Origin of the sequence: Streptomyces aurantiaciflavus (assembly GCF_049808595.1) — a bacterium.
GTDB lineage: Bacteria > Actinomycetota > Actinomycetes > Streptomycetales > Streptomycetaceae > Streptomyces.
Genome location: NZ_JBNCAQ010000009.1, coordinates 149,481 through 176,371, shown reverse-complemented (window position 1 = coordinate 176,371; position 26,891 = coordinate 149,481). Strand labels below are relative to the sequence as shown.

The following is a 26,891-nucleotide window of genomic DNA, read 5'->3' as shown; positions in this document are numbered from 1 at the left end:
CTCACGCGTCGGACAGCGGGAGCCGGCCCTACACCGCCTCGTACGCCAGCCCCTCGTACGCCACCGCGCCGCCCCCGCACGCCGCGGCGGTCGCCCTCGGCTCCGCGTCGCGGTCCAGTTCGCACCAGATGCGCTTGCCGGGGCCCTCCACGGTCCAGCCCCAGCGGTCCGCCAGACCGTCGACGAGGGCGAGGCCGCGGCCGCCGGTGGCGTCGTCGTCGAGGCAGCGCGGCACGGGCGCCCGGGTGCTGCTGTCGGTCACCTCCAGGCGGACGGGAGCCTCCGCGGCCTCTCCGGCCGTGCCGCCCGGCAGGGACAGGCGCAGTACGGCCGGGCCGCCGGTGTGCACCACGGCGTTGGTGACCAGTTCGGAGACGAGCAGGATCAGCGTCTCGGCGAGCGCCTCGTCGGCCCCTATCCCGGACCCGGCGAGGCGCGAACGGGCCCACCTCCGGGCCCGACCCACCTCAGCGGGGTCGGGCCGGATCTCCAGCTGCACTTGAAGCACCTGCACCGCTCACACCATCCGAACCGGCGGACACATGGCCGCGCGCCACGTGAGCCACGCAAGCCACGCGAGCACCATGACGACGAGGGCCACGATCGTAGCCATTTTCTGCATGGCCAGAACAACGGCCAGAGGCAGGGTGACGGAACGTGATTCCCTTACGAGACAGCTTGATTGACGTACAGTCACCTCAACAAGCGCTTCGGGCATATTCCAGCGCGAAGGAGTACTCGTGCGGCATACTGTGCGACGCTCGTCGCGGGGAGTCGAACGGACGGGCCTCCGGCACCCGTCCGCCCTGCGAGCAGGGGCGCGCACCGTCGTATCCGGCACCGCCCCAGGGGCACCGCCGGCACGGATCGCGCTCGGAACCACTCGCATTGCACAGAAGGTACCGGAGCGACCCCGCGACTCCGGGCTGTGACGGGTCACGCATCGGACACAACCAAATGTCACGCTCCGTGACACCGATCTGCCACGATCCGCGACAAACGGTCCGTCAGACCGCCATCACCGCAGGCAGGGGGCCTATCACCCCACCTCGGAGAGCAGGTCCTCCGCGAGTCTTTGCTCACTCTCCGTGCTGCCTCCCGCACGTCGGGTGCGCACCCACGCCCGCTTCAGCAGCAGGTGCACCTCCGCCTCCCAGGTGAATCCCATGCCGCCGTGGACCTGGAGGCAGTCGCGCGCGCCGCGTACGGCGGCCTCGTCGGCGAGGAGCCGGGCGGCCGCGATGTCGGCCGGGTCGGCGGTGACGGCGGCCGCGTAGACGGCCACACGCGCCACCTCCACCCGCACCAGCAGCTCCGCGCACAGATGCTTGACGGCCTGGAAGGCCCCGATGGGCTGCCCGAACTGCTCCCGCGTCCGCGCGTGTTGCACGGCGAGCTCGCACGCGCGCGTGGCCGTGCCGAGCTGCTCGGCGGCGGTGAGGAGGACGGCGACGGGATCCGGCTCGCCGGGCACGGGCGCTCCGTGGACCCGGTGCAGCGGCGTCAGCGGATCCACCGACCGCAGCGGTACGGCGCCGGAGGCGTCCCCCCGCACGACGTCCGCCTCGGCCAGCCACTCCACCAGCCCGCCGTCGACGGCCGCCACGACCGTCTCCCCGCTCGCCGCGCCCGGCACGCCGCCGGCCGCGAGATGGGTGGCCACGAGCGGCCCCGGCAGCAGCACCCGGCCCGCCTCCTCGAACGCCAACACCGCCTCGGGCAGCCCGAGTCCGACCCCGCCCTCCGCCTCCGGCAGCCGCAACGCGAAGAAGCCCGCCTCCCCGAGCTCCCGCCACAGCACACGGTCGAGCGCGGGCCGGCCGACGGCCGCGCGCAGTCTCTCGGGGCCGAAGCGCCGCGCCAGCACGTCCCGCACCCCGTCCTTCAGCGCCCGCTGGTCCTTGGTGAGTTGAAACCGCATCTCGACGCGTTCACCGCCCCTTCGGCAGCCCCAGGATCCGCTCGCCCACGATGTTCCGCTGGATCTGCGAGGTCCCGGCGGCGATGGTGTACGACAGCGACGACAACCGGTCGAGCACCCAGGGCCGGTCGAGGTCCAGGGCGCCGTCGCCCAGGACGTCGGCGGCGGTGTCGTACAGCTCCTGACGCAGGTGCGAGTACCTCAGTTTGAAAACCGAACCCCCGGCGCCGGGCACCCCGCCGGAGGCCTCCGCCTCGCTCACGTTCCACTGGGTGAGCCGCCACAGCGCCCGGAACTCGGCGTTCAGCCGGGCCAGGCGGCGCCGCAGGACCGGATCGTCCCAGCGGCCGTTCCCGCGTGCCTCACGGGCGAGTTCGGCGAGGACGCGCCGGCAGGCGACCACCTCGCCCACGAAGGCCGTGCCGCGCTCGAAGGACAGGGTCACCATCGTCACCCGCCAGCCGTCGTTCTCCTCGCCGACCCGGTTGGCGACGGGCACCCGCACCTCGTCGAGGAACACCTCGGCGAACTCGGCGGACCCGGCGAGCGTCCGCAGCGGCCGCACGGTGACGCCGGGCGCGTCCATCGGCATGGCGAGCCAGGTGATGCCCCGGTGCCGGGGGGCCCGCGCGTCCGTGCGCACCAACAGCTCGCACCAGTCGGCGACTTCGGCGTGCGAGGTCCAGATCTTGGAGCCGCTCACCACATAGTGGTCGCCGTCGCGCCACGCGCGCGTGCGCAGCGCCGCGAGGTCGGAGCCGGCGCCCGGTTCGCTGAAGCCCTGGCACCAGACCTCCTCGCCGCGCAGGATCGGCGGCAGCCAGCGGGCGCGCTGCTCGGGCGTCCCCTCGGCGGCGATCGTCGGCCCTGCGTGCAGCAGCCCGACGAAGTTGGCGCCCACGTAGGGCGCGCCCGCCCGCTCCGTCTCCTCCAGGAAGATCAGCCGTACGGTCGGGGACGCGTCCCAGTGCACCTGCGCGTACCCGGCGTCGTACAGCATGCGCTGCCAGCCGAGGTCGTGGGCCCTGCGGGCGGGCCAGTCGTCGGGGGGCGGCTTCGGCGGGAGTGTGGGGAGCGCCTTGGCCAGCCACTCCTTCAGGCGGGCCCGGAACTCGGCGTCCCGCGGGCTGTCCGAGAGGTCCATCAGAGGTCGAGGCCGAGCATGCGGATGGCGTTGCCCCGCATCAGTTTGTGGACGGTCTCGTCGTCGAGGCCCTTGACATGGTCGAGGGCGACCTCCTTGGTGTGCGGGAAGGTCGAGTCGACGTGCGGGTAGTCGGTCTCGAAGGTGGCGTTGTCGCGGCCGACGACGTCCAGGGACGCCACTCCGTGCTTGTCGCGGAAGAAGCAGCAGAAGATCTGCCGGTAGTAGTACGTCGACGGCGGCTCGGGGATCAGGTCGCGGACCCCGCCCCAGGCGCGGTGCTCCTCCCAGACGTCGTCGGCGCGTTCCAGGGCGTAGGGGATCCAGCCCATCTGGCCCTCGGAGTAGGCGAGTTTCAGGGTCGGGAACCTGACCAGGACGCCGCTGAAGAGGAAGTCCATCATCGAGGCCATGGCGTTGTTGAAGCTGAGCGACGCCTGGACGGCGGGCGGGGCGTCGGGCGAGGCGGCCGGCATCTGCGAGCTGCTGCCGATGTGCATGTTGACGACCGTCCCGGTCTCCTGGCAGACCGCGAAGAACGGGTCCCAGTAGCCGGAGTGGATGGACGGCAGGCCCAGGTGCGTGGGGATCTCGGAGAAGGTCACCGCGCGCACCCCGCGGGCCGCGTTGCGCCGGATCTCGGCGACCGCGAGATCGATGTCCCACAGCGGGATCAGGCACAGCGGGATGAGCCGCCCGCCGCTGTCCCCGCACCACTCCTCGACCATCCAGTCGTTGTAGGCGCGCACACAGGCCAGCGCGACCTCCTTGTCGTGGGCCTCGGCGAAGGTCTGCCCGCAGAAGCGGGGGAAGGTCGGGAAGCAGAGGCTGGCCTCGACGTGGTTGAGGTCCATGTCCGCCAGGCGCGCCGTCGGGTCCCAGCAGCCGCGCCGCATCTGCGCGCGCGTGATGCCCTCCAGGGTCATCTCGTCCCGGTCGAAGCCGACGGCGGCGATGTTGCGCTTGTACGGGAACTTCAGGTCCTCGTAGATCCACCAGTCGGTGGGCTGGCCGTCCGGGTCCATCGTGATCTGGTACTTGCCGCCGACGTAGGCCAGCTCGCCGATCCCGGCGGTGAGCGGCTGCGGGCCGCGGTCGCGGTACTTCCGCGGCAGCCAGGTCTCGAAGAGGTGCGCGGGCTCGATGACGTGGTCGTCGACGCTGATGATGCGGGGCAGTTCGGTCATGGTCCCCTCCGCCTGGCGGACGCCTCTGCGACGGCCGTATCTGATGGTCCGTCAGATTTGCTCTGTCCTGCAGGCTAGTCCGCGACCCCTGGACCGACAAGGCGCCCAGCCCTACGCTCTGCCCACTATCTGACTGTCCGTCAGCTCTCAAGGGGGTCGCCGTGACCGACACCGCCCACGCCCTGAGCGCGTCCCGCACCCTCTGGGACCTGCTCGCCCGCCGCGCCGCCCTCACCCCCGACCGCCCGGTCCTCCTCCAGGGGGACCGCGTCCTGACCTTCGGCGGACTGCGCGAGCGGGCCGAGCGCACCGCGGCCGGCCTGTACGACATGGGCGTACGCCCCGGCACCGTCGTCGCCTGGCAGCTCCCCACCCGCCTGGAGACGGCCGTCCTCACCTTCGCGCTGGCCCGCCTGGGCGCCGTCCAGAGCCCCGTCATCCCCTTCTACCGCGACCGCGAGGTCGGCTTCGCCCTGCGCGAGTCCAAGGCGGAGTTCTTCGCCGTACCGGGCGTCTGGCGAGGCTTCGACCACGGCGAGATGGCCCATCGGCTCGGCGCGAAGGGCGTCTTCGAGGCGTACGACGACCTCCCGGCCGGCGACCCGTCCGTCCTGCCCGCCCCGCCCGCCGACGGCACCGGCGTCCGCTGGATCTACTGGACCTCGGGCACCACCTCCGACCCCAAGGGCGTCCTGCACTCCGACCGCTCACTGATCGCGGGCGGCTCCTGCCTGGCCCACGCGCTGCGCCTGTCGCAGGACGACGTCGGCTCGATGGCCTTCCCCTACGCCCACATCGCCGGCCCCGACTACACGGTGATGCTGCTGCTGTACGGCTTCCCGGCGGTGATGTTCGAGCAGTTCGCGCTGCCGGACGCGCTGACGGAGTACCGCCGCCACGGGGTCACGGTGGCGGGCGGATCCACGGCGTTCTACTCGATGTTCCTCGCCGAGCAGCGCAGGCAGCCCGGCTCCCCGGTGATTCCGAGCCTCAGGCTGCTCGCCGGCGGCGGGGCGCCCAAGCCGCCGGAGCTGTACCACGCCGTGGTCCGCGAGATGGGGGTGCAGCTCACCCACGGGTACGGGATGACCGAGGTACCGATGATCACCATGGGCTCGCCGGACGACACGGCGGAGAACCTGGCGACGACGGAGGGGCGGCCGCCGGAGGGGATGGAGATACGGATCGTGGACGGGGAGGTGCGGCTGCGCGGGGAGGCGGTCTGCCAGGGCTACCTGGACCCGGCGCAGACGGCGGAGGCCTTCGACGAGGACGGGTTCCTGCGCACCGGTGACCTGGGGCATGTGACGGACGGCGGCCATCTGGTGCTCACCGGGCGGCTGAAGGACGTGATCATCCGCAAGGGCGAGAACGTGTCGGCGAAGGAGATCGAGGACCTGCTGCACACGCATCCGGCGGTGGGCGACGTGGCGGTGATCGGGCTGCCGGACCCCGAGCGCGGGGAGCGGGTGTGCGCCGTGGTCGAGCCGGCCGAACGGCCGCCGGGCGCCATGGAACTGACGCTGGACGCGGTGACCTCGTATCTGCGCGCGGAAGGGCTGTCGCCGCACAAGCTGCCGGAACAGCTGGAGGTCGTGGACGCCCTTCCGCGCAACGAGACGCTGCGGAAGGTGCTGAAGTACAAGCTGCGGGAGCGGTACTCGGGGACGAGAAGCGCCTCGGGGACGGGCGGGTGACGGCTACTCGGGGACGGTGAAGTAGCGGGCGAACGCGGGGACGATCTCCGCCTCGCCGACCTTGCCGTCCCCGTCGGCATCGAGGGCGCGGACGGCCGTACCGGCCACGTCCTCGGGCACACCCAGGCATCCGAGCACGCGCACGGTGTCCTCGACGGTGGCGCGGCCGTCGCCGTCGGTGTCGGCGACGTCCAGGGCGGCGTGCAGGAAGGGGCGGGCGATCTCGGCGAACCGGTCCGGGTTGTCGCGCAGCCGCTTGACCGCGCCGTTCACGAACTCGTCCCGGGAGATGCGCTGGTCGCCGTCCCGGTCGGCGATCCCCGCCATGCCCTGCCAGAACGCCTCCGCGCCCGCGTACAGGGCCTGGCCCTTGTCCGACCGCGCCGGAGTGCCGAACTCGGCGAGCAGCGCCTTGGCGGCGGCGCCGAAGTCCTCGCGGTCGATGGAGCCGTTGCCGTCCTGGTCGAAGATGGCGAACCGGCCGGCGATCCTGCGCTCGTACTCGCTGCTGACCATGTCTTCTCGGGCCGCCTTACTCGTCGCGTGGGGTGCTTCCGGCAGGGAGCGTACGACGCCGGCGACGCTCGGTCAGCGGGAAGGTGACCGTTGTGCCAAGACCGGGGGAATTCCGGGACAGACGTGTGGCCGAGTGCCAGTGCGAGAGCCGTTCGCGGCCCCGGGTCGGAATTCGAGCCAGGGCCTGTCGTTGGGATCAGGTCGCAGGGGATCGACGGTGGCTCGTCAGTGCCGCGTCTGCGGCATGGTCCAAACGACAGGCCCTAAGCCGACAGCGGCTCGGTTCCGTCGTCCACGGCGTCCGTGACGTCCGCGTACACGTCGAAGAGCCGGCGGACGCCCAGCGCGCCGAGGACGCGGTTGACGTGGGAGTCCTCGACCGCGCCGCGCGCCGGGAGGATCAGGCGCAGGCGGCCCCGGCAGGAGCGGATGAGGCGGCGGGCGGCGATGAGGACGCCGACGCCGCTGGAGTCACAGAAACGCACCTCGGAGAGGTCGAGGACGAGACTGTGGCGGCCCTCGGCCACCTCGTCGTGGATCCGCTGACGCAGCACCGGCGACGTCACCAGGTCCAGCTCGCCCGACACATGGAGCACGGCCCATCCGCTCCGCTCGCCGCCGGTCACTTTGAACGCCACCACCACGCCCTTCATTCGCCGGAACGGAAGCTGTCCCTTCGCTTCCTCGCAGCGCGGCTGCCCAGCGGCCGTTCCCCGAAACGCCGAGCATAAATCTGAAGGCTTGGGAAACAGGCTTGTTTCAGTCGGTTTCAGTCCTGTTCGATCTGTCTTTATGCTCTTCTGATCCGAAGCGATCGAATCTGATCTTGCACAGGTCGGGTGGGCACAGGTAGGCACGACCCCCGAAGGGTCCCTTACCACCTCCCGCCCGACAGGGGGCGCACATTGCACCAAAGGGGCGTGCGTCGCCGGACGTGCCGACTACATTCGAGGTGACGGTGGACGCAGGCTGAACGCAGACACGCACACGGCGAGGGGGCAGCATGGCGAAGAAGGACGCACCGCCCCGCTGGGACCTCAGGATGCAGCAGCGGCTCACGCGCGGGGAGGCGGCCGCCCTCGGCGAGCTCTATGACCGGTTCGCTTCGCTTGTGCACGGACTTGCCCATCGCGTGCTCGAAGACGAACGTGCCGCCGACGGCATCACCCGCGAGGTCTTCGCCCACGTCTGGGAACACCCCGACGCCTACGACCCCAAGCAGGGCCCCCTGCGCACCTGGGTCGCCACCCTGACCCACCGCCTCGCCGTGCAGCGGCTGCGCGCCACCGAGACCGCCGCCCTCGCCCGCGGCGGACCCGGCACCACCGAGGAACTGGAGAGCAAGGTCCGCCACGCCTCCGTCGCCGCCCGCGCCGACTACATCGTCCAGTCCATGCCCACCCCCCTGCGCGCCGCCCTGGAACTCGCCTACTTCCAGCGCCGCGACTACCGCCAGACCGCCGCCGACCTCGGCGTCACCGAGGACGAGGCCCGCCGCCGCCTCCGCCTCGGCCTCCAACTCCTGTCCACGGCCCACGACACCGCCGCCCCCGGCGCACCGCCCGGCCACGGAGGTGCGGCATGAGCGGCGGCGAGCCCTTCGAGGCGTACGACGGACCCTCCGGGGACGACCAGGGCGACGAGGCGAAGAACGGCCCCAAAAGCCCCCGTGACGGCGACGGCGACGGCACGCACGCGTCCCCGACCCCGGCGCCCGGCCCCGACCCCGGCGAAGCGCCCCGCATCCCCCTCCCCCGCGCCTCCGTCGAGGACGGCGACCTGCCGCTGCCCGACCTCACCGGCCGCACGCGCCCGCACCTGGCGCATCCGGTGCTCAAGTCCCTGCTGGGCGCGTGGGCGCTGGCGGCCTGCTCGGCCGAGGAGACCGCGGCCGTCGAGGAGCATCTCGGCACCTGCGGCTCCTGCGCCGACGAGGCACGGCGGCTGCGCGAGGCCGTCGGCCTGCTCCAGCGGCCCGAGAGCCTCGACCTCGACCCCGGCCTGCGCACCCGCGTCCTGGACGGCTGCCTGGACCGGCGCCCGCCCCGCATCCCGGTCCCCCACTGGGCGGCGCCGTACGACGCCGAGACCGCCCGCCTGGACGCCCTGCTCCAGGACTTCGGGGACGCCGAGTGGCACGCCCCCGTACGGCTGCGCTGGTTCCACGGCGAGGGCCCGACGAGCCGCCGCACGACCGTCGCCGGGGTCATCGCCCATCTGCTCGCGGTGGACGGGCTGGTCGCCCTCGCCCTGGGCCTCGACGACCCGCTGACCGGCGCCAAACCGGCCGGAACGCCCGCCGAGCGGACCGAGGCCTTCTGGGAGGCCTCGCACTTCCCGCCGACGCGCTCCGTGCGGGGACCGTGGCGGGAGCAGAGCCACACCCTCGTCCGCACGGTCTCCTTCACCGACGGAAGCGCCTCCCCCGCCGGCGCGACCGGACGTGGCGGCGGCCCCGGCACCCGTCCGGTGTCGTACGGCGACTTCGAGCTGCCGCTGCGGGACGCGCTGGTCGACCGCGCCTTCGCGTGCTGGGTGCACGCCGAGGACATCGCGGAGGCGGTCGACTACCCCTACGCGGCGCCCGCGCCGCGCCACCTCCACGACATGATCGACCTCGCCGCCCGTATGCTCCCCGGCGCCCTCGCCGAACGCCGCCGCGCGGGCCTCGCCTCCCCGGCGGCCACCCGTCACCTCGTGACCGCCGGGCAGCCCGGCCGCAGCCTGCGGCTGGAGATCGAGGGGCGGGGCGGCGGCGACTGGCTCATCCCGCTCGACTCACCGGGAGCGGTGGGCTCAGCCGACCACCAGGTGGCCCACGTCGCCCTGGACGACGTGGAGTTCTGCAGGCTGGCGGCGGGTCATGTGTCGCCGGAGGAGGCGGCGGCGGGCCAGGTGGGGGACAAGACCGCGATCAGGGACGTGCTGTTCGCAGCGGCGTCGTTGAGCCGCATGTAGACCAGCCCTCCAAACCGCAGCCCCCGCCCCGCAGCCCCCGCCCCGCAGCTTGGCGACGGGCTAGGCGACGGGCTAGGCGAACACCACCGTCCGCCGCCCGTTCAGCAGGATCCGCCGCTCGGCATGCCACTTCACGGCCCGGGCCAGCGCCTGGCACTCCACGTCCCGTCCGATGGCGACCAGCTGGTCCGGGGTGACGTCGTGACCCACCCGCTCGACCTCCTGCTCGATGATCGGGCCCTCGTCGAGGTCGGCGGTCACATAGTGCGCGGTCGCCCCGATCAGCTTCACACCCCGGGCGTGAGCCTGGTGGTACGGCTTCGCCCCCTTGAAGCTGGGCAGGAACGAGTGGTGGATGTTGATGATCCGCCCGCTGAGCTGCTTGCACAGGTCGTCGGAGAGGACCTGCATGTACCGGGCGAGGACGACCAGTTCGACGTTCTCCCCGCGGACGATCTCCAGCAGCCGCGCCTCGGCCTCCGACTTGGTGTCCTTCGTCACCGGGATGTGGTGGAAGGGAATGTCGTAGGAGCCCACGAGCTCGGCGAAGTCGGTGTGGTTGGACACCACCGCCGCGATCTCCACCGGCAGCGCGCCGATCCGGGCGCGGAACAGCAGGTCGTTCAGGCAGTGGCCGAACTTGCTGACCATGAGGACGATCCGCATCCTCTCGTCGGCCCGGTGGATCTGCCAGTCCATGTGGAAGGAGTCACCGATGGCCGCGAAGCTCGCCCGCAGCTTGTCCACGGTCACCGGCGCCTCCGCCGAGAAGTGGACACGCATGAAGAACAGTCCCGTGTCGTGGTCGCCGAACTGCTGACTGTCCTCGATGTTGCAGCCGGTCATGAAGAGGTAGCTCGACACGGCGTGCACGATGCCCTGCTTGTCGGGGCAGGACAGGATGAGGACGTACTGGTCGGCGGGGGCCGCCGCGGCTCGGGTGGACTGCTCACTCATGCGGGACAGGGTCTCATGACGGCCCGGGCCCGGCGGAACACCGTCCGCAGGCCGGACCGGTGCGGACCGGACCGGGCAAACCGGACTGCGCCGACCGGACCGACGTGGACCGGGCCTACACGGACCGGGCCTACACGGACCGGGCTTACACGGACCGGGCCTACACGGATCGGGCCTACGCGGACCTCGTCAGGATCCGCAGCACCTCGAGCGTGCGCGGCGGCGCGTCCGGGTCCTCCCCGTCGGCCGCGGCCATGCGGACGTGCGCGTCACGCGCCGCCCGGACCGCCTCCGGCCAGCCGGGGTGGTCCACGTACGCGGAGACCGGCGCGTCCGGCCCGACCTGGTGCATGATCCGCAGCACACGCAGCACGGCGGTGTCGACGAGGGCCGCCTCCTGCGAGTCCCGGAAGATCGTGCCGACGTACTTCTCGGCGGACCAGTTGTCCAGCCAGGTGTCCTCGACCAGGCGGTACACGGCGTCGGTGACGTCCCCGTACCCGTCGACGCCGGCCAGCCAGACGTCACGCTGGAACACAGGGTCGGAGAGCATGTGCAGCGCGGAGCGCACATTGCTGCGCCAGCGCCACCACGGCATGTCGTTGAGTGGCATGCCGCCCATGGTGGAGGAGCGACGGCCGCGACGGGAAGAGTTCTCCGAACCTTGTTGCACGGTCATCGATCGTACGTTCTCGGTCACGCGAGCCTCACAGGCCCCTGCTATTCACCTCTGCGTCACCTTTCGTTGACCGAGTATCACTCACGGGTTAGCGATGTGGCGGAATGGTGCGTGTTCATGACCGGCAGGCGACGCACGCGAGGAACCTTCCTCCCCAGGTCCACCCGCTTCCCCAGGTCCATCAGAGCAACCGCCCTGTCGGCGGGAGCCCTGCTGGCCTGCGCGTCGCTCGCCGTCGGCTGCGGAGTCGTCCCCGGCACCACGGGGGATGCCGGGGACGATCCGATCGTCGTCATGACCTGGGCCCCCGAGGGCACGGCCGCGACGAACAAGCCCGGCATGCCCGCCTTCGCCCGCGCCTACGCCCGCTGGGTCAACGCCAACGGCGGCCTCAACGGCCGCAAGCTGACCGTGCTGACCTGCAACGACCACAACGACACCGTATCCGCCGCGAAGTGCGCCCGGCGCGCGGTCAAGGAGGACGCGGTCGCCGTCGTCGGCTCCTACAGCCAGCACTCCGAGTCCTTCCTCCCGCAGCTGGAAGGCGCCGGCATCCCCTACATCGGCGGCTACGGCGTCACCAACGCCGAGTTCACCAGCCCGCTGTCCTACCCCGTCAACGGCGGTCAGCCCGCGCTGCTGGCCGGCCTCGGCAAGGAGCTCGCCGCGGCCTGCGGTCCCGTCACCCTCGTCCGCCCCGACACCATCGCGGGCGACGCGCTGCCCCCCATGCTCAACGCCGGGCTCACCGCGGGCGGCCACAAGACCGCCAACGACCAGCGGGCGGCCGAGGACGCCACCGAGTACTCGGCGCAGGCCCAGACGGCCCTGGACGAGGCCACCGCCGACCCACGCGAGAAGGGCTGCGTGGTCCCGGCGCTCGGCGACCGCACCAGCACCTTCATGGACTCCTTCCGCCGCACCCGCTCCGACTACACCTCCGTCAGGACCGCCACCGTCCTCGGCAGCGTCGACCAGACGGTCATCAACTCCACCGGCGGCGCGTCCAGCCCCTATGAGGGTGCGTACGTCACCGGCTGGTACCCGGTGGCGAGCGACTCGCGCTGGAACGCGATGAAGAAGGTCATCAGCGAGCAGGCGTTCTCCGACACCCGGATCGACCCCGCGGACACCGGGGTGCAGACCACCTGGATCGCGTACAACGTGTTCCGGCAGGCCGTGGAGTCGCTGGGGAACGGCGAGGTGACCGCCGGCACCGTACGGGGCGCGCTGGACGACGGGCTGAAGATCAGCACGGGCGGGCTCACGCCGACCCTGCGCTGGGAGTTCACCGACAAGCTCGCCGCCATCGGCTTCCCGCGCCTGGTCAACGCCGACGTGACCCTGCAGACCGTGAAGAAGGGCCTGCTCGTCGCCGCCAAGAAGGGCTTCGTCGACGTGACGAAGACACTGGAGAACGCGGACGTCGACTGAACCGGTCCGGGCCCGCCCCGGGCTTACGGGGGCCTACAGCGGGCGGCGGTCCTACGAGCAGGCTGGACCTCCAACAGGGCCGGACCTCCAGCAGGGCGGGTCCCGGAGCAGGGCGGGTCCCGGAGCAGGGCGGGTCCCGGAGCAGGGCGGGTCCCGGAGCAGGACCGGACCTACAGCTGGGGTAGGGCCTACAGCTGGACCGGGCCTACAGCTGGGTCGGCTGCCGCTGGGTCAGGCCGTACTTCTTCGCGATCTCGTTCCACAGCTTCGCGGCCTGCGCCTTCTGGATGCTGGCGGTGCCGCTCTCACGGTTGCCGGCCTGCGTCTGCGGTGTGGTGCGGGCGGTGCCCTTCTTGCAGCTCTGCTTCTTGCCGCCGGCGACCTGGTCGGCCCAGGCCGCGTAGTGGTTGTCGGCGGACGCGGACGCCTGCCACGCCTTCGTCAGAGCGGTGGTCAGCGCCTCGTGGTCGGGGAGCCGGTCGACGGCCAGCCCGGACAGCTTGGTCACCAGCTCGTTGCGCTGCTTCGCCGCGTCCCGCAGGTCCGAGGCGGCCTGCGCGAGGTTGTTGCACGCCTTCACATCGGCCACCGCGCTGATCACACTGGCCCGGCTGCTGCCGCTGTCCGCGAGCAGCTTGTCCAGCGCGATCGCCTGCTGCTCGGCCGGATCGGCGGACGCCGAGGCGGAACCCTGCGTCGCGGGGGCGGACGCGGCGACGGTCTTGTTGTCGCCGGCGTCGTCACCACCGCCTCCGCCGGCGAGCATCGCCCCCGCGCCGATCCCGACGACGGCGAGCCCCACGCCGAGCGCCGCGAACAACGGCACGCGCGATCCGGTACGACCTCCCCCACTCTCGGCTTCGCTCGAGCGGGGGGACCCCCATCGGCCACGCCCGTGATCGTCGTCCCGCACGCCACGTCTGCCCGCGCCGGGCGGGGCGTAGGAGGGCTGCCCACCGGGGTGTCCCGGCCCGGTCCCGTAACCGCCGTGCCCGACGCCCTCCGGCTCCGAGAACCGCGGCAGCTGCTGTGTGGACCCGGCCGGTCCGTCACCCCCCGGCCCGTCCCGGAAGAGGTTCTCGAATCCGGCGGGCGGCTGCCGGTCCCCACCGGCGCCGCCGGGCCCGCCGTACGGCCCCTGTCCCGTTACCGGCGGGATGTACTGGGTGGCCTCGGCGTCGGGGTTGGCGGCGCCGGGGAGGGGGCCGGGGTGAGAGCCGGGGGTGGGGAGGGGGCCTGCGCCCGGGTGGGAGGGGGTGCCCGGAAGCGGGCCCGCGCTCGCGTGCGCCCCGGCGCCCGGGTGGAAATCCGCGCCGGTGTGCGCGCCCGAGCCCGGAAGCGGACCAGCGCCCGAGTGCGCGTCGGCGCCGGGAAAGGGGCTCGCGCCCGCGCCCGGCAGAGGGCCTGCGCCCGCGTGTGCGCCGGCGCCCGGGTGGGAGCCCGCGCCGGCGCCCGGCGGGGCACCCGCGCCGGGCATCGGGCCCGGCCCGTTCTGAGGCGTGCGGCCCAGGTAGTGGGTCGACTCCGACGGGGTTTCCGGCGGGAGGGCGCCCGGACCGACCGGGGGGAGGTACTGCGTCGCGCCCTCGTCCGCGGGAGCGGCGGAGACGGGCGGTATGTACTGGGTGGCGCCGTCGTCCGCAGGGGTGGAGGGGACCGGTGGGATGTACTGCGTGGCGCCGTCGACTGCGGCGGAGCCCGTGACCGGTGGGATGTACTGCGTGGCGCCGTCGGCTGCCGGGGCGGACGTGACCGGCGGTATGTACTGGGTCGCCCCCTCGTCGGCGGGCGGCGGCAGGGGGGCGGCGGGGGTGCCCTGACCGTAGGTCGGGGCCGGGGCGCCCTGGGGGGGCAGTGGACCCGCGCCCTGGCCGGACGGGGCGCCCCAGGCGTCGGGGGCCGTCGGCTGTGGTGTGTCCCACTGCTGGTCCGCCGGGAGCGGCCAGCCCTGGCCCGGCTGCTGCTGGTCGGGGCCCCACGGCTGGCCCCAGGTCTGCCCGCCGGCGGGCGCGGACGCCTGCGGCGCCTGCTGCCCGTACTGCTGCGGGCTGTCGTAGGGGCTGTTCGTCGTGCCCGGCAGCAGGGGCTCCCCGCCGTCGGAGGGCAGCACGATGCCTTCGCGCGCGGGCCGCGCCGAGGGCTCCTCGCCCTGTCCACTCTGCGTCACCGGGACTCCTACGAATGGGGGACCTCTCGAAATCGTCGGCTCACGCTACCGGGTCCCCGGAACCCCGTGCTACGCAGCTCAGGTCGTGATCTCCCTCCCAGTGAGGCGTGTAACGGAACCGGAGCGCCGTGCGCTGTATCCGTCACGCCCGGCGCGACGGCGGGCCGTTTCCCGGCGGTTCACGCCCCGGCGCCCCGTCCGTTCACGCGGCGGCCTGAAGATCCAGGCGCGCCCCGAACTCCCTGACCACCGGCTCCTCGCGGAACGGCTCCAGCCGCTGCTGGAGGTCCTCGAGGTACTCCGCGCCCCGGTTGGAGCGGAGCGTCTCGAGCAACTCGACCGCCTTCATGCCGGTGGCGCAGGCCTGTTCCACCTCGCGCTGCTGCACCTGGGCCGTGGCCAACAGCACATAACCGATGGCCCGCCGCCGCGCCCGGCTCCGCGGATGCCCGGCCAGCGACTCCTCCGCGCAGCGCGCCGCCGCCTCCGCCTGCCCCAGGTCGCGGTGACAGTGCGCCAACTCGTCGGCGAGGTAGGCCTCGTCGAAGTGCGCGATCCACGCCGGGTCGTCCCCGGAGGCCGGATCGGCCGCCTCCAGCGCCGCCACCGCCTGCCCGGACGCCACCTGAGCCGCCCGTACGTCGCCCATGAGCGCGTGTCCGCGCGCCTCGGCGGCGTGGAACATCGCCTCCGCACGCGGTGTCACGCGCCCCCGCGCCCCTTCCTGCGCCGCCCGCGCCAGCTGGGCGATCTCACGCGGGTTTCCGAGCTGGGCGGCGAGGTGGCTCATGGAGGCGGCGAGGATGTACCCGCCGTACCCGCGGTCGCCGGCCGCCTGGGCGAGGCGCAGCGCCTGGATGTAGTAGCGCTGGGCGAGGCCGGGCTGTCCGGTGTCGACGGCCATGTAGCCCGCCAGCTCGGTCAGGCGGGCCACGGACGCGAAGAGTTCACGCCCCACCGCCTCCCGGTACGAGCCGGCGAGGAGGCCCGAGACGACGCTGTTGAGGTAGTGCACGACGACCGGACGCACATGCCCGCTGCCGTACTGGTGGTCCAGGTCGACCAGCGCCTGGGTCATCGCCTTCACGGCCGCCACGTCGGACAGGCCCACCCGGGGACCCGCCGAGCGCGCCACCTGCGCGTCGGGCGAGGAGATCAGCCAGTCACGGCTCGGCTCGACCAGCGCGGAGGCGGCCACGGACGATCCCGAAAGGAAGTCCCGGCGGCCCACGTCACTGCGCCACAGCTCGCAGACCTGCTCGATGGCCCCCAGTACCGTCGGCGAGAACTGGAGACCGACACCTGACGCGAGGTTCTTGCCGTTGGCCATGCCGATCTCGTCGATCGTGACCGTACGGCCGAGTTTGCGGCCCAGTGCCTCGGCGATGATCGCCGGGGCGCGTCCGCGCGGCTGCTGTCCGCGCAGCCAGCGGGCCACGGACGTCTTGTCGTAGCGCAGGTCGAGGCCGTGTTCGGCGCCGCACATGTTGACGCGGCGGGCGAGCCCGGCGTTCGAGCATCCCGCTTCCTGAATGAGCGCCTGCAGCCGTTCGTTCGGCTGCCGCGCGACGAGAGGCCTTGCGGCCATTGGCACTACCCCCTGTGGCTGCGGTGCCTTCCCGCGCACCGAGTTGACGTGTCTTCCACCGAAAAGATCCGGCCGTGAAGATCAATGCCCCGCGGACACGACGAGAATGCGAGGCATGCGAGGATTGCCGGGGTAAAGGCGGAAGCCGACCCCCAAGCGTGACTACCCGCTCCCGCGCTCATTCCTCCCGCGCGCCCCCAACCGTGCAACCATGCGCCCCGGACGGGGAATCGATGCTCCTCCCCCGCGCACACGGGCGGGCGTAACCCCTGGTGACGCGCAGAGTTGTGTTCATCGTGGAAGAGACCATCGCGGGCGCCGAAGCCACCCAAATCCCGAAGCAGCGCGGGGAATCGCTGCTGGAGACCGCTGTTCGCTACGCCGAGGAGCGCCACTGGGACGTCTTCCCCGGCACCTGGCTGGAAGCCGTCGAGGGGGTGCAGCGGTGCTCCTGCGGCGACGCTGCGTGCGTCGCGCCGGGTGCGCATCCGTCACGCCCCGACTGGGCGACCCAGGCGACGGGCAGTGCGACGGTCGCGCGGCGGATGTGGCAGAAGCAGCCGACCGCCTCGATCCTGCTGCCCACCGGGCGGACGTTCGACGCGATCTCCGTGCCGGAGACGGCGGGGTTCCTGGCGCTGGCGCGGATGGAGCGGATGGAGTTGACGCTCGGGCCGGTGACGTTGACGCCTGACCGTCGGATGCACTTCTTCGTGCTGCCGGGGGCGTCCGTGAAGGTGCCGGAGCTGGTCCGCAAGCTCGGCTGGTCCCTGGGGTCGCTCGATCTCGTCGCGTTGGGCGAGGGGGCGTATGTGGCCGCGCCGCCCACGAGGTTCGGGTCCCGTGGGGCTGTGCAGTGGGCCTGTCGGCCGACCCCCGTCAATCGGTGGCTGCCGGACGCGGAGGAGTTGATCTCGCCGCTCGCCTACGCGTGCGGCAGGGATCGCTAGCGGCGCCTTCCGCCCCGCGCCCCTTCGGGGCGCGTTTTCCCGCCGTAGGGTTCATGCATGACCTCGGAAGCAGTCACGAGTGCCGTCGCCGTGCGAGTGCGTGGGCTCTGGAAGCGGTTCGGGCAGCAGGTCGCCGTGGCCGGGATCGATCTCGATCTGCCCGCGGGGAAGTTCATCGGGCTTGTCGGGCCCAACGGGGCCGGGAAGACCACCACGTTGTCGATGGTGACCGGGTTGTTGCGGCCCGATCAGGGGGCCGTGGAGGTCGTCGGGCACGACGTGTGGCGGGATCCGGTCGAGGTGAAGGCGCGGATCGGGGTGCTCCCCGAGGGGCTGAGGCTGTTCGAGCGGCTGTCGGGGCGTGAACTGCTCGGGTACAGCGGGAGATTACGGGGGCTGCCGGGGGCCGAGGTCGACAGGCGGGCCACGCAGTTGCTCGACGTCCTCGATCTGGCGGGCGCCCAGCACAAGCTCGTCGTCGACTACTCCACCGGCATGCGGAAGAAGATCGGGCTCGCGGCCGCGCTGCTGCACAATCCCGAAGTGCTCTTTCTCGACGAGCCGTTCGAGGGTGTGGATCCCGTGTCCGCGCAGACCATTCGCGGGGTGCTGGAGCGGTACACGGCCTCGGGCGCGACCGTCGTCTTCTCGTCCCATGTCATGGAGCTCGTCGAGTCGCTGTGCGACTGGGTGGCGGTGATGGCGGCGGGGCGGATCCGGGCCCACGGGCCCCTCGAGGAGGTGCGGGGAACTGCTCCCTCGCTGCAGCAGGCCTTCCTCGAACTCGTCGGCGCGCGGGGGCGTGACGCCGGCTCCGATCTCGACTGGCTGGGCGGCGGCGCCCGGTGACCGGCCTGACCTCCACCGTCGTACGGCTGAAGCTGTCGCTGTTGCGGAACGGGCTGCGGCAGTCCGGGGGGCGGCGGGCCGCGTATGTGGCGTCCGCAGTCGCGACGTTGTTGTTCGCCGCGCTGCAGTTGGTGGGGCTGATCGCGCTGCGGGGGCATGAGCACGCTGCTTCGCTGGTGGTGCCGCTGGTCGCCGTGCTGGGGCTGGGGTGGGCCGTGATGCCGCTGTTCTTTCCCAGCGGGGACGAGACGCTGGACCCGACCCGGCTGGTGATGCTGCCGCTGCGGCCCCGGCCGCTGGTGCGGGCGTTGCTGGTGGCGTCGCTGGTGGGCATCGGACCGCTGTTCACGGTGCTGATGCTGGTGGGGTCGGTGATCGCCGTCGGGCACGGGGCGTTCGCGTACGGCGTCGCCGTGGTCGGTGTCGTGCTGGGGCTGCTGGTGTGCGTGGCGTTCGCGCGCGCCGTCGCGGCCGCCAACATCCGGTTGCTGACCAGCCGTAAGGGGCGCGATCTGGCGGTGCTGAGCGGGCTGGTCATCGCGATCGGGGCGCAGGCCGTCAACTTCGTGGCGCAGCGGGTCGGTTCGGCGGGGCTCGGGCAGCTCGATCCGGCGGCGGAGGTGCTGGCCTGGGTGCCGCCCGCGTCCGCGATCGGCGCGGTGGACGCGGCGAGCGCCGGGGCGTACGGCGTCGCCGTCGCGCGCCTGGTGGTGAGCGCGGGGGCGCTCGCGCTGCTGGTGGCGCTGTGGGCGCGGACGCTGACGCGGCTGATGACCGCGCCGGACGGCTCCACCCTTCAGGCCGCCGAGCCGGCCGCACGGGACCGGCGGTCCTCTGCGGGGCTGCGGCGGTTGCTGCCGGGCGGCCGCACCGGCACGGTCATGGAACGCAGCCTGCGCTATGTCTGGCGCGATCCGAAGACCAAGGCGGCCTGGGTGACCTCGCTGGCGATCGGATTGATCGTGCCCGTGTTCAACGCGTGGCAGGGCACCGGCTCGATCTACTTCGCCTGCTTCGCGGCCGGGATGCTCGGTATCCAGATGTACAACCAGTTCGGGCAGGACACGTCCGCGTTCTGGATGGTCGCGATGACGATCTCCTCCCGGCGGGACGCCTACGTCGAGCTACGCGCGCGTGCCCTGGCCCTGCTGGCGATCACCCTGCCGTACGCGATGCTGGTGACCGTCCTGACGACGGCCCTGCTCGGCGACTGGGCGAAGCTGCCGGAGGCGCTCGGCCTGTCCTTCGCGCTGCTCGGCGCGATGCTGGCGACGGGCGCCTGGACCTCGGCCCGCTTTCCGTACTCCATCCCGCAGGAGGGGCACAAGAACGTCGCGCCCGGTCAGGTGGGGCTGGCCTGGATCGCGATCTTCGGCGGCATGGTCGCCGCCGCACTGCTGTGCGCTCCCGTCATCGCGGTGACCATCTGGCTCAACGTCAGCGAGGGCGGTGAGAGCTGGACGTGGCTGCTCCTGCCGGGCGGGGCGGTCTACGGGGCCGCGATCACCTGGCTCGGCCTACAGCTGGCGGCGCCGAGGACAGCGGAGCGGCTCCCGGAGATCCTCACGGCGGTGAGCAAAGGCTGACGGGACCCTCTGGTGGGGTGACTGCACCCCGTCAGGGGCCGCGGCCACGCAGCTGGGAAGGCGCCCTGCTCTCACTGCGTGAGCACGCCTCTCACCACGTGAGCGCCCCGTCCAGGAACGGCTCGATCGCCGCCCGCCAAGCCTCCGGCTGGTCGTAGTGGACGAGGTGGCCGGCGTCGGCCACCTCGGCATACTCACCGCGGGGGAGGACACGGACCATCTCCTGGGCCTCGGCGCGGCCCAGTTCGCCGTCGAGGCCGCGGACGACCAGGGTGGGGCACTGGACCTGGGCGAGTTCCTCCCAGTGGGCGTCGTAGACCCAGGTCTCGCGGGACTTCAGCATCTGCTCGGGTTCGAAGACGGGGCGCCAGCCGTCGGCGGACTCGTGCATGACCTCGGCGTAGAACGCGCCGCGGGCCGGGTTCGGGCGCTCCACCCAGGGGTCGTCCTCGCCGAACCACTTGCGGACGTCGGCGAGGGTGGCGAAGGGGACGGGCCAGGACTTGAACCAGTCGGCCCATTCGCGCTGGGAGGCCGCGCCGAGCGCGGAGGCCCGCATGTCGCAGATGATCACGCCGGAGATCAGGTCGGGGCGCTTGGCGGCGAGCTGCCAGGCGGTCAGGGCGCCCATGGCGTGGCCGATGAGGACGGCGGGGGCGAGGCCGAGCTGTTCGAGGGCGGCCTCGGCGTCCTCGACGTACGCCTCGCGGGTGAAGGCAGCCTGGGGAGGCTTGTCGCTCTGGCCGTGGCCGCGCTGGTCGAGGGCGATCGCGCGATGCCGTTCGGAGAGCCAGCGGGCGGTGGACGCCCAGTGCGAGGCCCGTCCCATCAGGCCGTGCAGTAACAGGATGCCGGTGGTGCGCTCCGGCTGGATCCCGGTGGTGTGCTCCGGGTCGCTCCGTGTGGCCCCCTCCCCCGCCGACTGGGACGGAATCGTGGCGTCCGACCCGTTGTCCGCCGGGTCGCCCTTCGGCGGGTCACCGAACTCCCAGGCCGCCAGGCGTACGCCGCCCGCCCCGGTCACGTCGATGCGTCGCGCCATAGGTCCTGGCACCCCCCTAGCTCCGCTCGGACCCCTCGCTCCCGCTCGAGCCGGCCGGTCCGGTCACGCGTCGTGTCTGCCGTCGTTCCGCTGTGCTGTGCTGCCCACTGCTTTCGCTCATCGCACGCCCCGGGCGAACCGTCACGCGCGGGCTCCGTCACACGCAGGCTATCGAATGCCTATTCGAAAATGCTCGTCTCGGCGAGCAACACCCCTCGTTCGAGTGACCACCCTCAAGGAATGATCGCCGCTGCTGAGGGGAGATCTTCAGCGGGAGGCGGACCGCTCGGGGAAACCGGTCCGAGGGGAACGACCCTGAGAGCTCGGGGCTCCGGGTCGGAACAGGGGAGGACAGGCCCCGGTGCCACACGGCACCGGGGCCCTCCTTTCGCCTGCGGCACATCATCCCGCCCCCTCAGGTCATATGCCTCACGCGACAGGGTGGCACGCGAAGCGCCGGAGCGCTGCGATTCGGCACAGGGAATCCCCGATTCGACGACATCGACGGGTCGCCTCAACCGCCCCAGGGGTCCCAGGAGTTGAACAACACTCAACGTTTGACCGAGGGCTCGGACCGGCGTTCGACTCCAGCGCCGGACTCGGCTCCCGGCTCGGCGCCGGGCCCGGCTCGGCCCAGTGCCCGACCCGGCGCCGGGCTCCGCTCCTCGGCCCGTGCCTGCCGCAGCTCCCGGCCCCGTGCCTGCCGCGGCTCTCGGCCCAGTGCCCGAGCGGCGCCCGGCTCAGCGCTTGGCGACGAACACGTGGGACGCGACGTCCGCCTCCAGCTCGGCCGCCTCGCCGCCGCTGCCGACCAGCACACCGCCGGCCGACTCGGTCACGCTCACCACCGAACCGGGCTGCACGCCCGCCCGGCGCAGCGTGTACATCAGCTGCGCGTCCGTCTGGATCGGCTCACCGATACGGCGTACGACGACCGTCTTGCCCTCCAGGCCCGGGTCGAGGTCGGCGAGCGAGACCATGCCCTCGTCCAGGAAGGGGTCGGCGCCGTCCTTCTCGCCCAGCTCCTCCAGGCCCGGGATGGGGTTGCCGTACGGCGACTCGGTGGGGTGCCGGAGCAGCTCGAGCACACGGCGCTCGACGGCCTCGCTCATCACGTGCTCCCAGCGGCAGGCCTCGGCGTGGACCTGCTCCCACTCCAGGCCGATCACGTCGACGAGGAGACACTCGGCGAGGCGGTGCTTGCGCATCACGCGCGTGGCCAGCCGACGGCCCTCGTCCGTGAGCTCCAGGTGCCGGTCACTGGCCACGGAGACCAGGCCGTCGCGCTCCATGCGGGCCACCGTCTGGCTGACCGTCGGCCCGCTCTGGTCGAGCCGCTCGGCGATCCGGGCGCGCATGGGGACCACACCTTCCTCCTCCAGCTCGAGGATGGTGCGGAGATACATCTCCGTGGTGTCGATCAGTCCGGACATACATGCCCCTCGATGAGATGTGCCGAAGGCTCGACGGCTCTCCGACGCGTGCGCTGGCCCTGGCTTCAATTCTGCCGGATACCACTGACAAGCGTGCCGCGCCGTGGGAACGAGGCGGTTGCACCGGGGGCCGTGGTCTCCTGCATCACGGGTGCTGCGGTCCGGGGGCCGGCCGTGGGAGTCCGCCGCCGAGGGTGTGCCGCACCCGTCGCAAGGGCTGCACGGGGCTGACAGGGCTGACCGGGCTGCAGGAGGTGGCCGGAGACTGCAGGAGGCGCATACCGGGCCATGTGAAGCCGTGTTGACAGCGGACTGGTCCAGACCGCACCGTGATCCGCGACACGGACACGGAGACGTGACACGGACACCGGACATGGCAAAGGGGCCCTTCGGATGAGTGACCGCACGCCCGCCGCCCAGTTCTTCGACGCCGCGATCGGCCTGCTGCACCGGGTCCGTGACGAGGAGGCCGGGGCCATCAAGGCCGCGGGCATCCTGCTCGCCGACACCGTGGCCTCCGGCGGCCGCCTCTTCGCCTTCGGCGCCGGCCACTCCTCGCTGGCCGCCCAGGACGTCGTCTACCGGGCCGGCGGCCTGGCGCTGATGAACCTGCTCGCCGTACCCGGCGTCGTCGGCGTCGACGTCATGCCCGCCACCCTCGGCTCCGCCCTGGAGCGCGTGGACGGCCTGGCCACCGCCGTCCTGGACACCTCCCCCGTCCGCGCGGGCGACGCCCTCGTGATCATCTCCCTGTCCGGCCGCAACGCCCTGCCCGTGGAGATGGCCCTCAGCGCCCGCGCCCTCGGTGTGAAGGTCATCGGCGTCACGTCGGTCGCGTACACGACGCAGACGACGTCCCGGCACGCCTCGGGGACGTTCCTCAAGGACCACTGCGATGTCGTACTCGACTCCAAGATCGCCGTCGGCGACGCCGAACTGACCCTCGACACCGTCCAAGCCCCCTTCGCCCCCGCCTCCACCGTCGTCACCACGGCTCTCCTCCAGGCCGTCATGGCCACCGCCGCCGCCTCCCTCGCCGACCGCGGCATCGAGCCGCCCCTGCTGCGCTCCGGCAACGTCGACGGGGGACACGAGTGGAACGCGCGGATCATGGAGGAGTACGGGGACCGGATCTTCTACCGGCGCTGAGTCGGTGGCCGCCTTGAGGCGGTGGCCGCCTTGAGGCGGTGGCCGCCCCGAGCCGGTGGGCCTCCGATCCGCCGATGCACTGGGAAGCCGCCACGCGCGCGTGAGGCCTCCCGCCCTCGCGAGGCGCCCCCGTACGGTGTCGGGTCAGGCGCCCCCGCCGCCCCCGGGCGGTCCCGCCAGGTCGAGCGCTGCGGCTATGCGGACGGCGACGTCCTCGGCGTACGTCGCGTCGGAGCGTTCGAAGGCGGTGCGGGCCGCGCCGCGGAGGAAGGTGACGACGCCCAGGGTGCGGCCGCGGCTGCGGAGGACCGCGCAGAGGGCGTGGACGGTGTCCTCGGGCCACTGGCGGGCGTGGGCCCACTCACGGGCCTGGTCCGGGGCCGCCGTGCCGGCCGAGGCGCGCACGGAGCCGGCGCGGGCCACGCACTGCAGCGCCGGGTGGCCCTCGCCGTAGCGCACGGGCAGGCCCGCGTGGCCGGTGAGGGCGCTGGGACCGGGGCCGCCGGACGGGGTGGCCGCGACCCGTACGAGCCGGGGCGGTCCGGTGGTCTCCCCGTCGGCCGTCGGAGGACCCGCCACCCGGTCGATCAGGGCGTGGTCGGCGAAGCCGGCCAGCGCGAAGTCAAGGTGGACGGTGGCCGCCTCGGCCGGGTCCTCGCACTCGGCCGCCGCCCGGGAGGCGCGGTGCAGCTGGTTGGTGCGGAAGCGCAGCAGCGCGGCCTCCTGCTCGCCCTGCTTGGCCTCCGTGACGTCCTGGAAGAGCCAGCCGACGCCCAACGGCACCGGCTCCTCCGCCAGCGGTGAGGCCAGCCGCAGGAACCCGCTGCGCCAGCAGCGCCGCTTCTCGCCCTCCGGGGTGCGCACCCCGACCCACATCTCGGCGGGGGCCGGCGGGGCGCCCTCCGCGAGGACGTGCGTCAGCGCGTTCTCCAACTCCTCGACGCCCCGGGTGAGCAGCTCGCCCAGCGGGCGGCCCAGGACGGCCGTACGACCCGTGCCGAGCGCGCGGGCCGCGTGCGCGTTGACGACGGCGGGCCGCAGGTCGGCGTCGACGAGGACGACGCCCCAGGAGGCGTCCTCGAACAGGGCCTCACTCAGCGCGATGGAGCGTTCCAGGTCGATCTGGGCGTGCACCTCGCTGAACGCGCAGTACAGGCCGGCGGGCCTGCCGTCGGGGCCGCGGACGGCGGCGGACTGGGTGCGCACGAGGACCCGGCCGCCGTCCTTGGTCACCAGCGCGAACTCGTGCACCTGCCGGCCCGGCGCGTGCATGGCGGACATCAGGCGGCCCTCGACCTCCTCGGCGTCCGCCTCACGCACCGCCCATCCGGCGAAGCCGCGCCGGCCGACGGCTTCCCCGGCGCTCCAGCCGAGGATGCGCTCGGCCTCACGGTTCCAGTGGGTGACGACACCCTCGGCGTCGAAGGCGCACAGGGCCGCGTCCATCCCGTCGAGCAGCGCGGCGAGCAGGTCCGAGCCGTCCGGGCCCACCGGACCGGCCCGCTCGGGCTCGTCCGGACCCAGCTCGTCGGTGGTCCCACTACGCCGGGAAGCACTCACCTGGACCCCCTGCAGGTTCGCTCACTTGCCCTTATTCAACTCGAACGTGACGCAGCCCACATATGGTTCCCGCAAGATTGCAGAGGAATCGTTGCGCCACGGACGCGGTGGGCCACGGTGGCGCGGACGCAGTGGGCCACCGTGGCGCGGACGCAGTGGCTCACGTGGTGGCCAGCCGCAGGTCGACCCAGAGGTCGTTCTCGCCGTCCAGCACGTACCGCTCGGTCTCCACGAAGCCGCGCGCCTCGGCGAACCGCAGGCCGTCCTCGTTGACGGCCAGCACGCACGTCTCGACCGCCCGCGCGCCCAGCACACGCGCGTGCGCGAGACCGCGCTCGTACAGGGCGGCGCCGTGGCCGCGGCGGCGGTACGCGGGCAGCACGCGCGCGATGACCGTCGCCACCGCCTCCTCGCCCTCCGGTGGCCGCACGGTGGAGCAGCCGACGAGGACGTCACCGACGTAGGCGTTCTCCAGGTGGTAACGGGCCGCACGCGCGCGTACCTCGTCGAGGGAGAGCGCGGCCGGCGGCACGATCGTGTTGTGGACGTGCCGCCACTGTTCGAGCATGGGGTCGCCGACGGCGGGCTCAATACGAAGATCAGTCACGGCAGCAGGCAAGCGTGCCTCCGCTCTCGCGTCAACGGGATTGCGGAGCACGCCGGTCACCTGCGCGCGCGTCAACGGGACTGCGGTGCCCGTGTCTCAGGTCTGCGCGCGTACACCTCGATCTCGATCCTCATCCGCGGGTCGGCCAGCCCGCACACCATCATCGTCGCTGCCGGCCGCACCTCGCCGAAGCAGCGGCGCAGCACCGGCCAGCAGGGCTCGAAGTCGTCCCGGTCGGGCAGCAGATAGCGCACCCGTACGACGTCCCGGAACCCACAGCCCGCCTCCGCGAGCGCGGCACCGATGTTCCGCAGACACTGCTCGGCCTGCTCGACCACATCGTCCGAGATGGTCATCGTCGCGTAGTCGTAGCCGGTCGTCCCCGGCACATGCACCCAGTCACCGTCGACGACGGCCCGGGCGTAGCCGATCCGCTCCTCGAACAGGGAGCCGCTGAGGATGGCACGTCGCTCGGTCATGGCCGGAACGGTAGGTGAGCAGGGAAGATACGTCCAATACGTGATGAGAGGCCCTCTGATATCCCTGGGGATATGAGCCGCCCGGAACTCCCCCTCCCCCAACTGCACGCGTTCGTCGTCCTCGCCGACGAACTCCACTTCGGCCGCGCCGCCGATCGCCTCGGCATCGCCCAGCCGCCCCTGAGCCAGCAGATCCGCCGCCTGGAGGACAAGGTCGGCCACGCCCTGTTCACCCGAGCTCCGGGCCGGGTCGCCCTCACCCCCGCCGGACGCGCGCTCCTGCCCGCCGCGCGGCGCGCCCTCACCGGCCTCGCCGACGGCCTCGCCGCGGCCCGTGCCGCCGGCGACGGCCGCACCGGCCGACTGCGCGTCGGCTTCGCCGCCTCCCTCGCCCTGACCGTGCTGCCGAACCTCCTGCGCACCCACCGCGACCGCTTCCCCGGCGTCCACCTGGACCTCCGGGAGATGACGACCGCTCCCCAGCTGACCGCGCTGCGTGAGGGCGCCATCGACGTGGGCCTCCTGCGGGAGCCGCCGCCGGAGGACCCCGACCTCACCTTCACCCCGATCCTGACGGAACCCTTCGTCGTGGTCCTCCCGGCCACCCACCCCCTGGCCGAGAACACCACGGTCCGCCTGGCCGACCTCGCGAGCACCCCCTTCGTCCTCCTCCCCCACGAAGCCGGCCCCGGCCTCCACGACCGCATCACCACCCTGTGCGCCACCGCCGGCTTCACCCCGCACGTCACCCAGGAAGCCGTCGAGTGGACGACGGTCTGCGCCCTGGTCGAGGCGGGCCTGGGCGTCTCCCTCGCCCCGGCAGGCATCCGCCGCCTCCGCCTGGAGGGCGTCGCCTTCCGCCCCGTGGACCCGCCGACGGCCCGTACGACGGTGGCGGCGGCCCGGCGGACGGAGGACCGGAACCCACTGGTGGAACACCTGCTGGCGACGGCCACGGAGCACGTCGTCGGACCCTCCTGACACAGCC

24 protein-coding genes are annotated in these 26,891 nt (G+C 72.6%); 9 read left to right on the top strand and 15 right to left on the bottom strand.

The window, feature by feature from the left end; all coding sequences use genetic code 11:
- Positions 1–28 precede the first annotated feature (28 nt).
- The 4 genes from ACPT94_RS12995 to ACPT94_RS12980 form a co-directional block, all read right to left on the bottom strand.
- A complete protein-coding gene (locus ACPT94_RS12995) occupies positions 29–499 on the bottom strand; it encodes an ATP-binding protein (RefSeq protein ID WP_360334726.1) in 471 nt (156 codons plus the stop codon).
- Between the two features lie 540 nt (positions 500–1,039).
- The gene (locus tag ACPT94_RS12990) at positions 1,040–1,921 is read right to left on the bottom strand and encodes an acyl-CoA dehydrogenase family protein (RefSeq protein ID WP_425245874.1); all 882 of its coding nucleotides are present in this window, start codon (positions 1,919–1,921) and stop codon (positions 1,040–1,042) included.
- A 10-nt stretch (positions 1,922–1,931) separates the two neighbouring features.
- Positions 1,932–3,065 (bottom strand): acyl-CoA dehydrogenase family protein, encoded by a 1,134-nt coding sequence (locus tag ACPT94_RS12985; protein ID WP_425245873.1) that lies wholly within the window; start codon positions 3,063–3,065, stop codon positions 1,932–1,934.
- Positions 3,065–4,252, bottom strand: a complete 1,188-nt coding sequence (locus ACPT94_RS12980; protein ID WP_425245872.1) for an amidohydrolase family protein — start codon at positions 4,250–4,252, stop codon at positions 3,065–3,067. The genes ACPT94_RS12985 and ACPT94_RS12980 overlap by 1 nt, the downstream gene beginning before the upstream one ends.
- Before the next feature lie 161 nt (positions 4,253–4,413).
- Here ACPT94_RS12980 and ACPT94_RS12975 point away from each other — a divergent pair, with 161 nt between their 5' ends.
- Positions 4,414–5,949, top strand: a complete 1,536-nt coding sequence (locus ACPT94_RS12975; RefSeq protein WP_360334428.1) for a class I adenylate-forming enzyme family protein — start codon at positions 4,414–4,416, stop codon at positions 5,947–5,949.
- 3 nt (positions 5,950–5,952) lie between these two features.
- Here the strand turns inward: ACPT94_RS12975 and ACPT94_RS12970 are convergent, their stop codons facing one another.
- Together ACPT94_RS12970 and ACPT94_RS12965 are read right to left on the bottom strand one after the other, a co-directional pair.
- Positions 5,953–6,465 (bottom strand): EF-hand domain-containing protein, encoded by a 513-nt coding sequence (locus tag ACPT94_RS12970; protein WP_360334425.1) that lies wholly within the window; start codon positions 6,463–6,465, stop codon positions 5,953–5,955.
- Positions 6,466–6,728: 263 nt separating this feature from the next.
- Positions 6,729–7,109 (bottom strand): STAS domain-containing protein, encoded by a 381-nt coding sequence (locus ACPT94_RS12965; RefSeq protein WP_360334723.1) that lies wholly within the window; start codon positions 7,107–7,109, stop codon positions 6,729–6,731.
- A 359-nt stretch (positions 7,110–7,468) separates the two neighbouring features.
- Between ACPT94_RS12965 and ACPT94_RS12960 the strand changes: the two genes are divergently transcribed.
- Together ACPT94_RS12960 and ACPT94_RS12955 are read left to right on the top strand one after the other, a co-directional pair.
- Positions 7,469–8,050: a sigma-70 family RNA polymerase sigma factor gene (locus ACPT94_RS12960; RefSeq protein WP_425245871.1), complete on the top strand. Its 582-nt coding sequence runs from the start codon at positions 7,469–7,471 to the stop codon at positions 8,048–8,050.
- Positions 8,047–9,423 carry a zf-HC2 domain-containing protein gene (locus tag ACPT94_RS12955; RefSeq protein WP_360334419.1) on the top strand — a complete coding sequence of 459 codons (1,377 nt, stop codon included), beginning with the start codon at positions 8,047–8,049 and terminating at the stop codon, positions 9,421–9,423. The genes ACPT94_RS12960 and ACPT94_RS12955 overlap by 4 nt, the downstream gene beginning before the upstream one ends.
- Before the next feature lie 72 nt (positions 9,424–9,495).
- Here the strand turns inward: ACPT94_RS12955 and purU are convergent, their stop codons facing one another.
- Entirely contained in the window at positions 9,496–10,380 is an 885-nt protein-coding gene (gene purU / locus ACPT94_RS12950; protein WP_360334416.1) for a formyltetrahydrofolate deformylase, read from the bottom strand.
- A gap of 175 nt (positions 10,381–10,555) precedes the next feature.
- Entirely contained in the window at positions 10,556–11,059 is a 504-nt protein-coding gene (locus tag ACPT94_RS12945) for an SCO4402 family protein (RefSeq protein WP_360334413.1), read from the bottom strand.
- A gap of 117 nt (positions 11,060–11,176) precedes the next feature.
- On the opposite strand from ACPT94_RS12945, the gene ACPT94_RS12940 reads away from it, so the two are divergent.
- Positions 11,177–12,493, top strand: coding sequence for an ABC transporter substrate-binding protein (locus tag ACPT94_RS12940; protein WP_360334410.1), 1,317 nt, complete (start codon positions 11,177–11,179; stop codon positions 12,491–12,493).
- A gap of 205 nt (positions 12,494–12,698) precedes the next feature.
- On the opposite strand, the gene ACPT94_RS12935 is transcribed toward ACPT94_RS12940, so the two are convergent.
- Together ACPT94_RS12935 and ACPT94_RS12930 are read right to left on the bottom strand one after the other, a co-directional pair.
- The gene (locus ACPT94_RS12935; RefSeq protein WP_425245870.1) at positions 12,699–14,660 is read right to left on the bottom strand and encodes a hypothetical protein; all 1,962 of its coding nucleotides are present in this window, start codon (positions 14,658–14,660) and stop codon (positions 12,699–12,701) included.
- 202 nt (positions 14,661–14,862) lie between these two features.
- The gene (locus ACPT94_RS12930) at positions 14,863–16,248 is read right to left on the bottom strand and encodes an NsdA family TPR-like regulatory protein (RefSeq protein ID WP_360334404.1); all 1,386 of its coding nucleotides are present in this window, start codon (positions 16,246–16,248) and stop codon (positions 14,863–14,865) included.
- 287 nt (positions 16,249–16,535) lie between these two features.
- Here ACPT94_RS12930 and ACPT94_RS12925 point away from each other — a divergent pair, with 287 nt between their 5' ends.
- Genes ACPT94_RS12925 through ACPT94_RS12915 form a run of 3 tightly spaced genes read left to right on the top strand, consistent with a single transcriptional unit; the run spans position 16,536 to position 19,633 of the window.
- On the top strand, positions 16,536–17,198 hold the full coding sequence (locus ACPT94_RS12925) for a bifunctional DNA primase/polymerase (protein ID WP_360334720.1): 663 nt from the start codon (positions 16,536–16,538) through the stop codon (positions 17,196–17,198).
- Between the two features lie 57 nt (positions 17,199–17,255).
- Positions 17,256–18,047, top strand: coding sequence for an ABC transporter ATP-binding protein (locus ACPT94_RS12920; protein ID WP_360334402.1), 792 nt, complete (start codon positions 17,256–17,258; stop codon positions 18,045–18,047).
- Positions 18,044–19,633 carry a transporter gene (locus ACPT94_RS12915; protein ID WP_360334399.1) on the top strand — a complete coding sequence of 530 codons (1,590 nt, stop codon included), beginning with the start codon at positions 18,044–18,046 and terminating at the stop codon, positions 19,631–19,633. The genes ACPT94_RS12920 and ACPT94_RS12915 overlap by 4 nt, the downstream gene beginning before the upstream one ends.
- 91 nt (positions 19,634–19,724) lie before the next feature.
- On the opposite strand, the gene ACPT94_RS12910 is transcribed toward ACPT94_RS12915, so the two are convergent.
- A complete protein-coding gene (locus ACPT94_RS12910; RefSeq protein ID WP_425245869.1) occupies positions 19,725–20,675 on the bottom strand; it encodes an alpha/beta fold hydrolase in 951 nt (316 codons plus the stop codon).
- Positions 20,676–21,415: 740 nt separating this feature from the next.
- Positions 21,416–22,108 carry an iron-dependent transcriptional repressor DtxR gene (locus ACPT94_RS12905; protein ID WP_067020955.1) on the bottom strand — a complete coding sequence of 231 codons (693 nt, stop codon included), beginning with the start codon at positions 22,106–22,108 and terminating at the stop codon, positions 21,416–21,418.
- 393 nt (positions 22,109–22,501) lie between these two features.
- Between ACPT94_RS12905 and ACPT94_RS12900 the strand changes: the two genes are divergently transcribed.
- A complete protein-coding gene (locus ACPT94_RS12900) occupies positions 22,502–23,257 on the top strand; it encodes an SIS domain-containing protein (RefSeq protein WP_360334392.1) in 756 nt (251 codons plus the stop codon).
- Positions 23,258–23,401: 144 nt separating this feature from the next.
- Here ACPT94_RS12900 and ACPT94_RS12895 read toward each other — a convergent pair whose 3' ends face one another.
- From ACPT94_RS12895 to ACPT94_RS12885, 3 genes are all read right to left on the bottom strand, one after another.
- Positions 23,402–24,817 carry a PAS domain-containing protein gene (locus ACPT94_RS12895; protein ID WP_360334389.1) on the bottom strand — a complete coding sequence of 472 codons (1,416 nt, stop codon included), beginning with the start codon at positions 24,815–24,817 and terminating at the stop codon, positions 23,402–23,404.
- Between the two features lie 160 nt (positions 24,818–24,977).
- Entirely contained in the window at positions 24,978–25,424 is a 447-nt protein-coding gene (locus ACPT94_RS12890) for a GNAT family N-acetyltransferase (RefSeq protein WP_360334386.1), read from the bottom strand.
- Between the two features lie 71 nt (positions 25,425–25,495).
- Positions 25,496–25,903, bottom strand: a complete 408-nt coding sequence (locus ACPT94_RS12885) for a RidA family protein (RefSeq protein WP_425245868.1) — start codon at positions 25,901–25,903, stop codon at positions 25,496–25,498.
- A gap of 72 nt (positions 25,904–25,975) precedes the next feature.
- Here ACPT94_RS12885 and ACPT94_RS12880 point away from each other — a divergent pair, with 72 nt between their 5' ends.
- On the top strand, positions 25,976–26,884 hold the full coding sequence (locus ACPT94_RS12880) for a LysR family transcriptional regulator (RefSeq protein WP_360334382.1): 909 nt from the start codon (positions 25,976–25,978) through the stop codon (positions 26,882–26,884).
- The last annotated feature ends 7 nt before the right edge of the window (positions 26,885–26,891 follow it).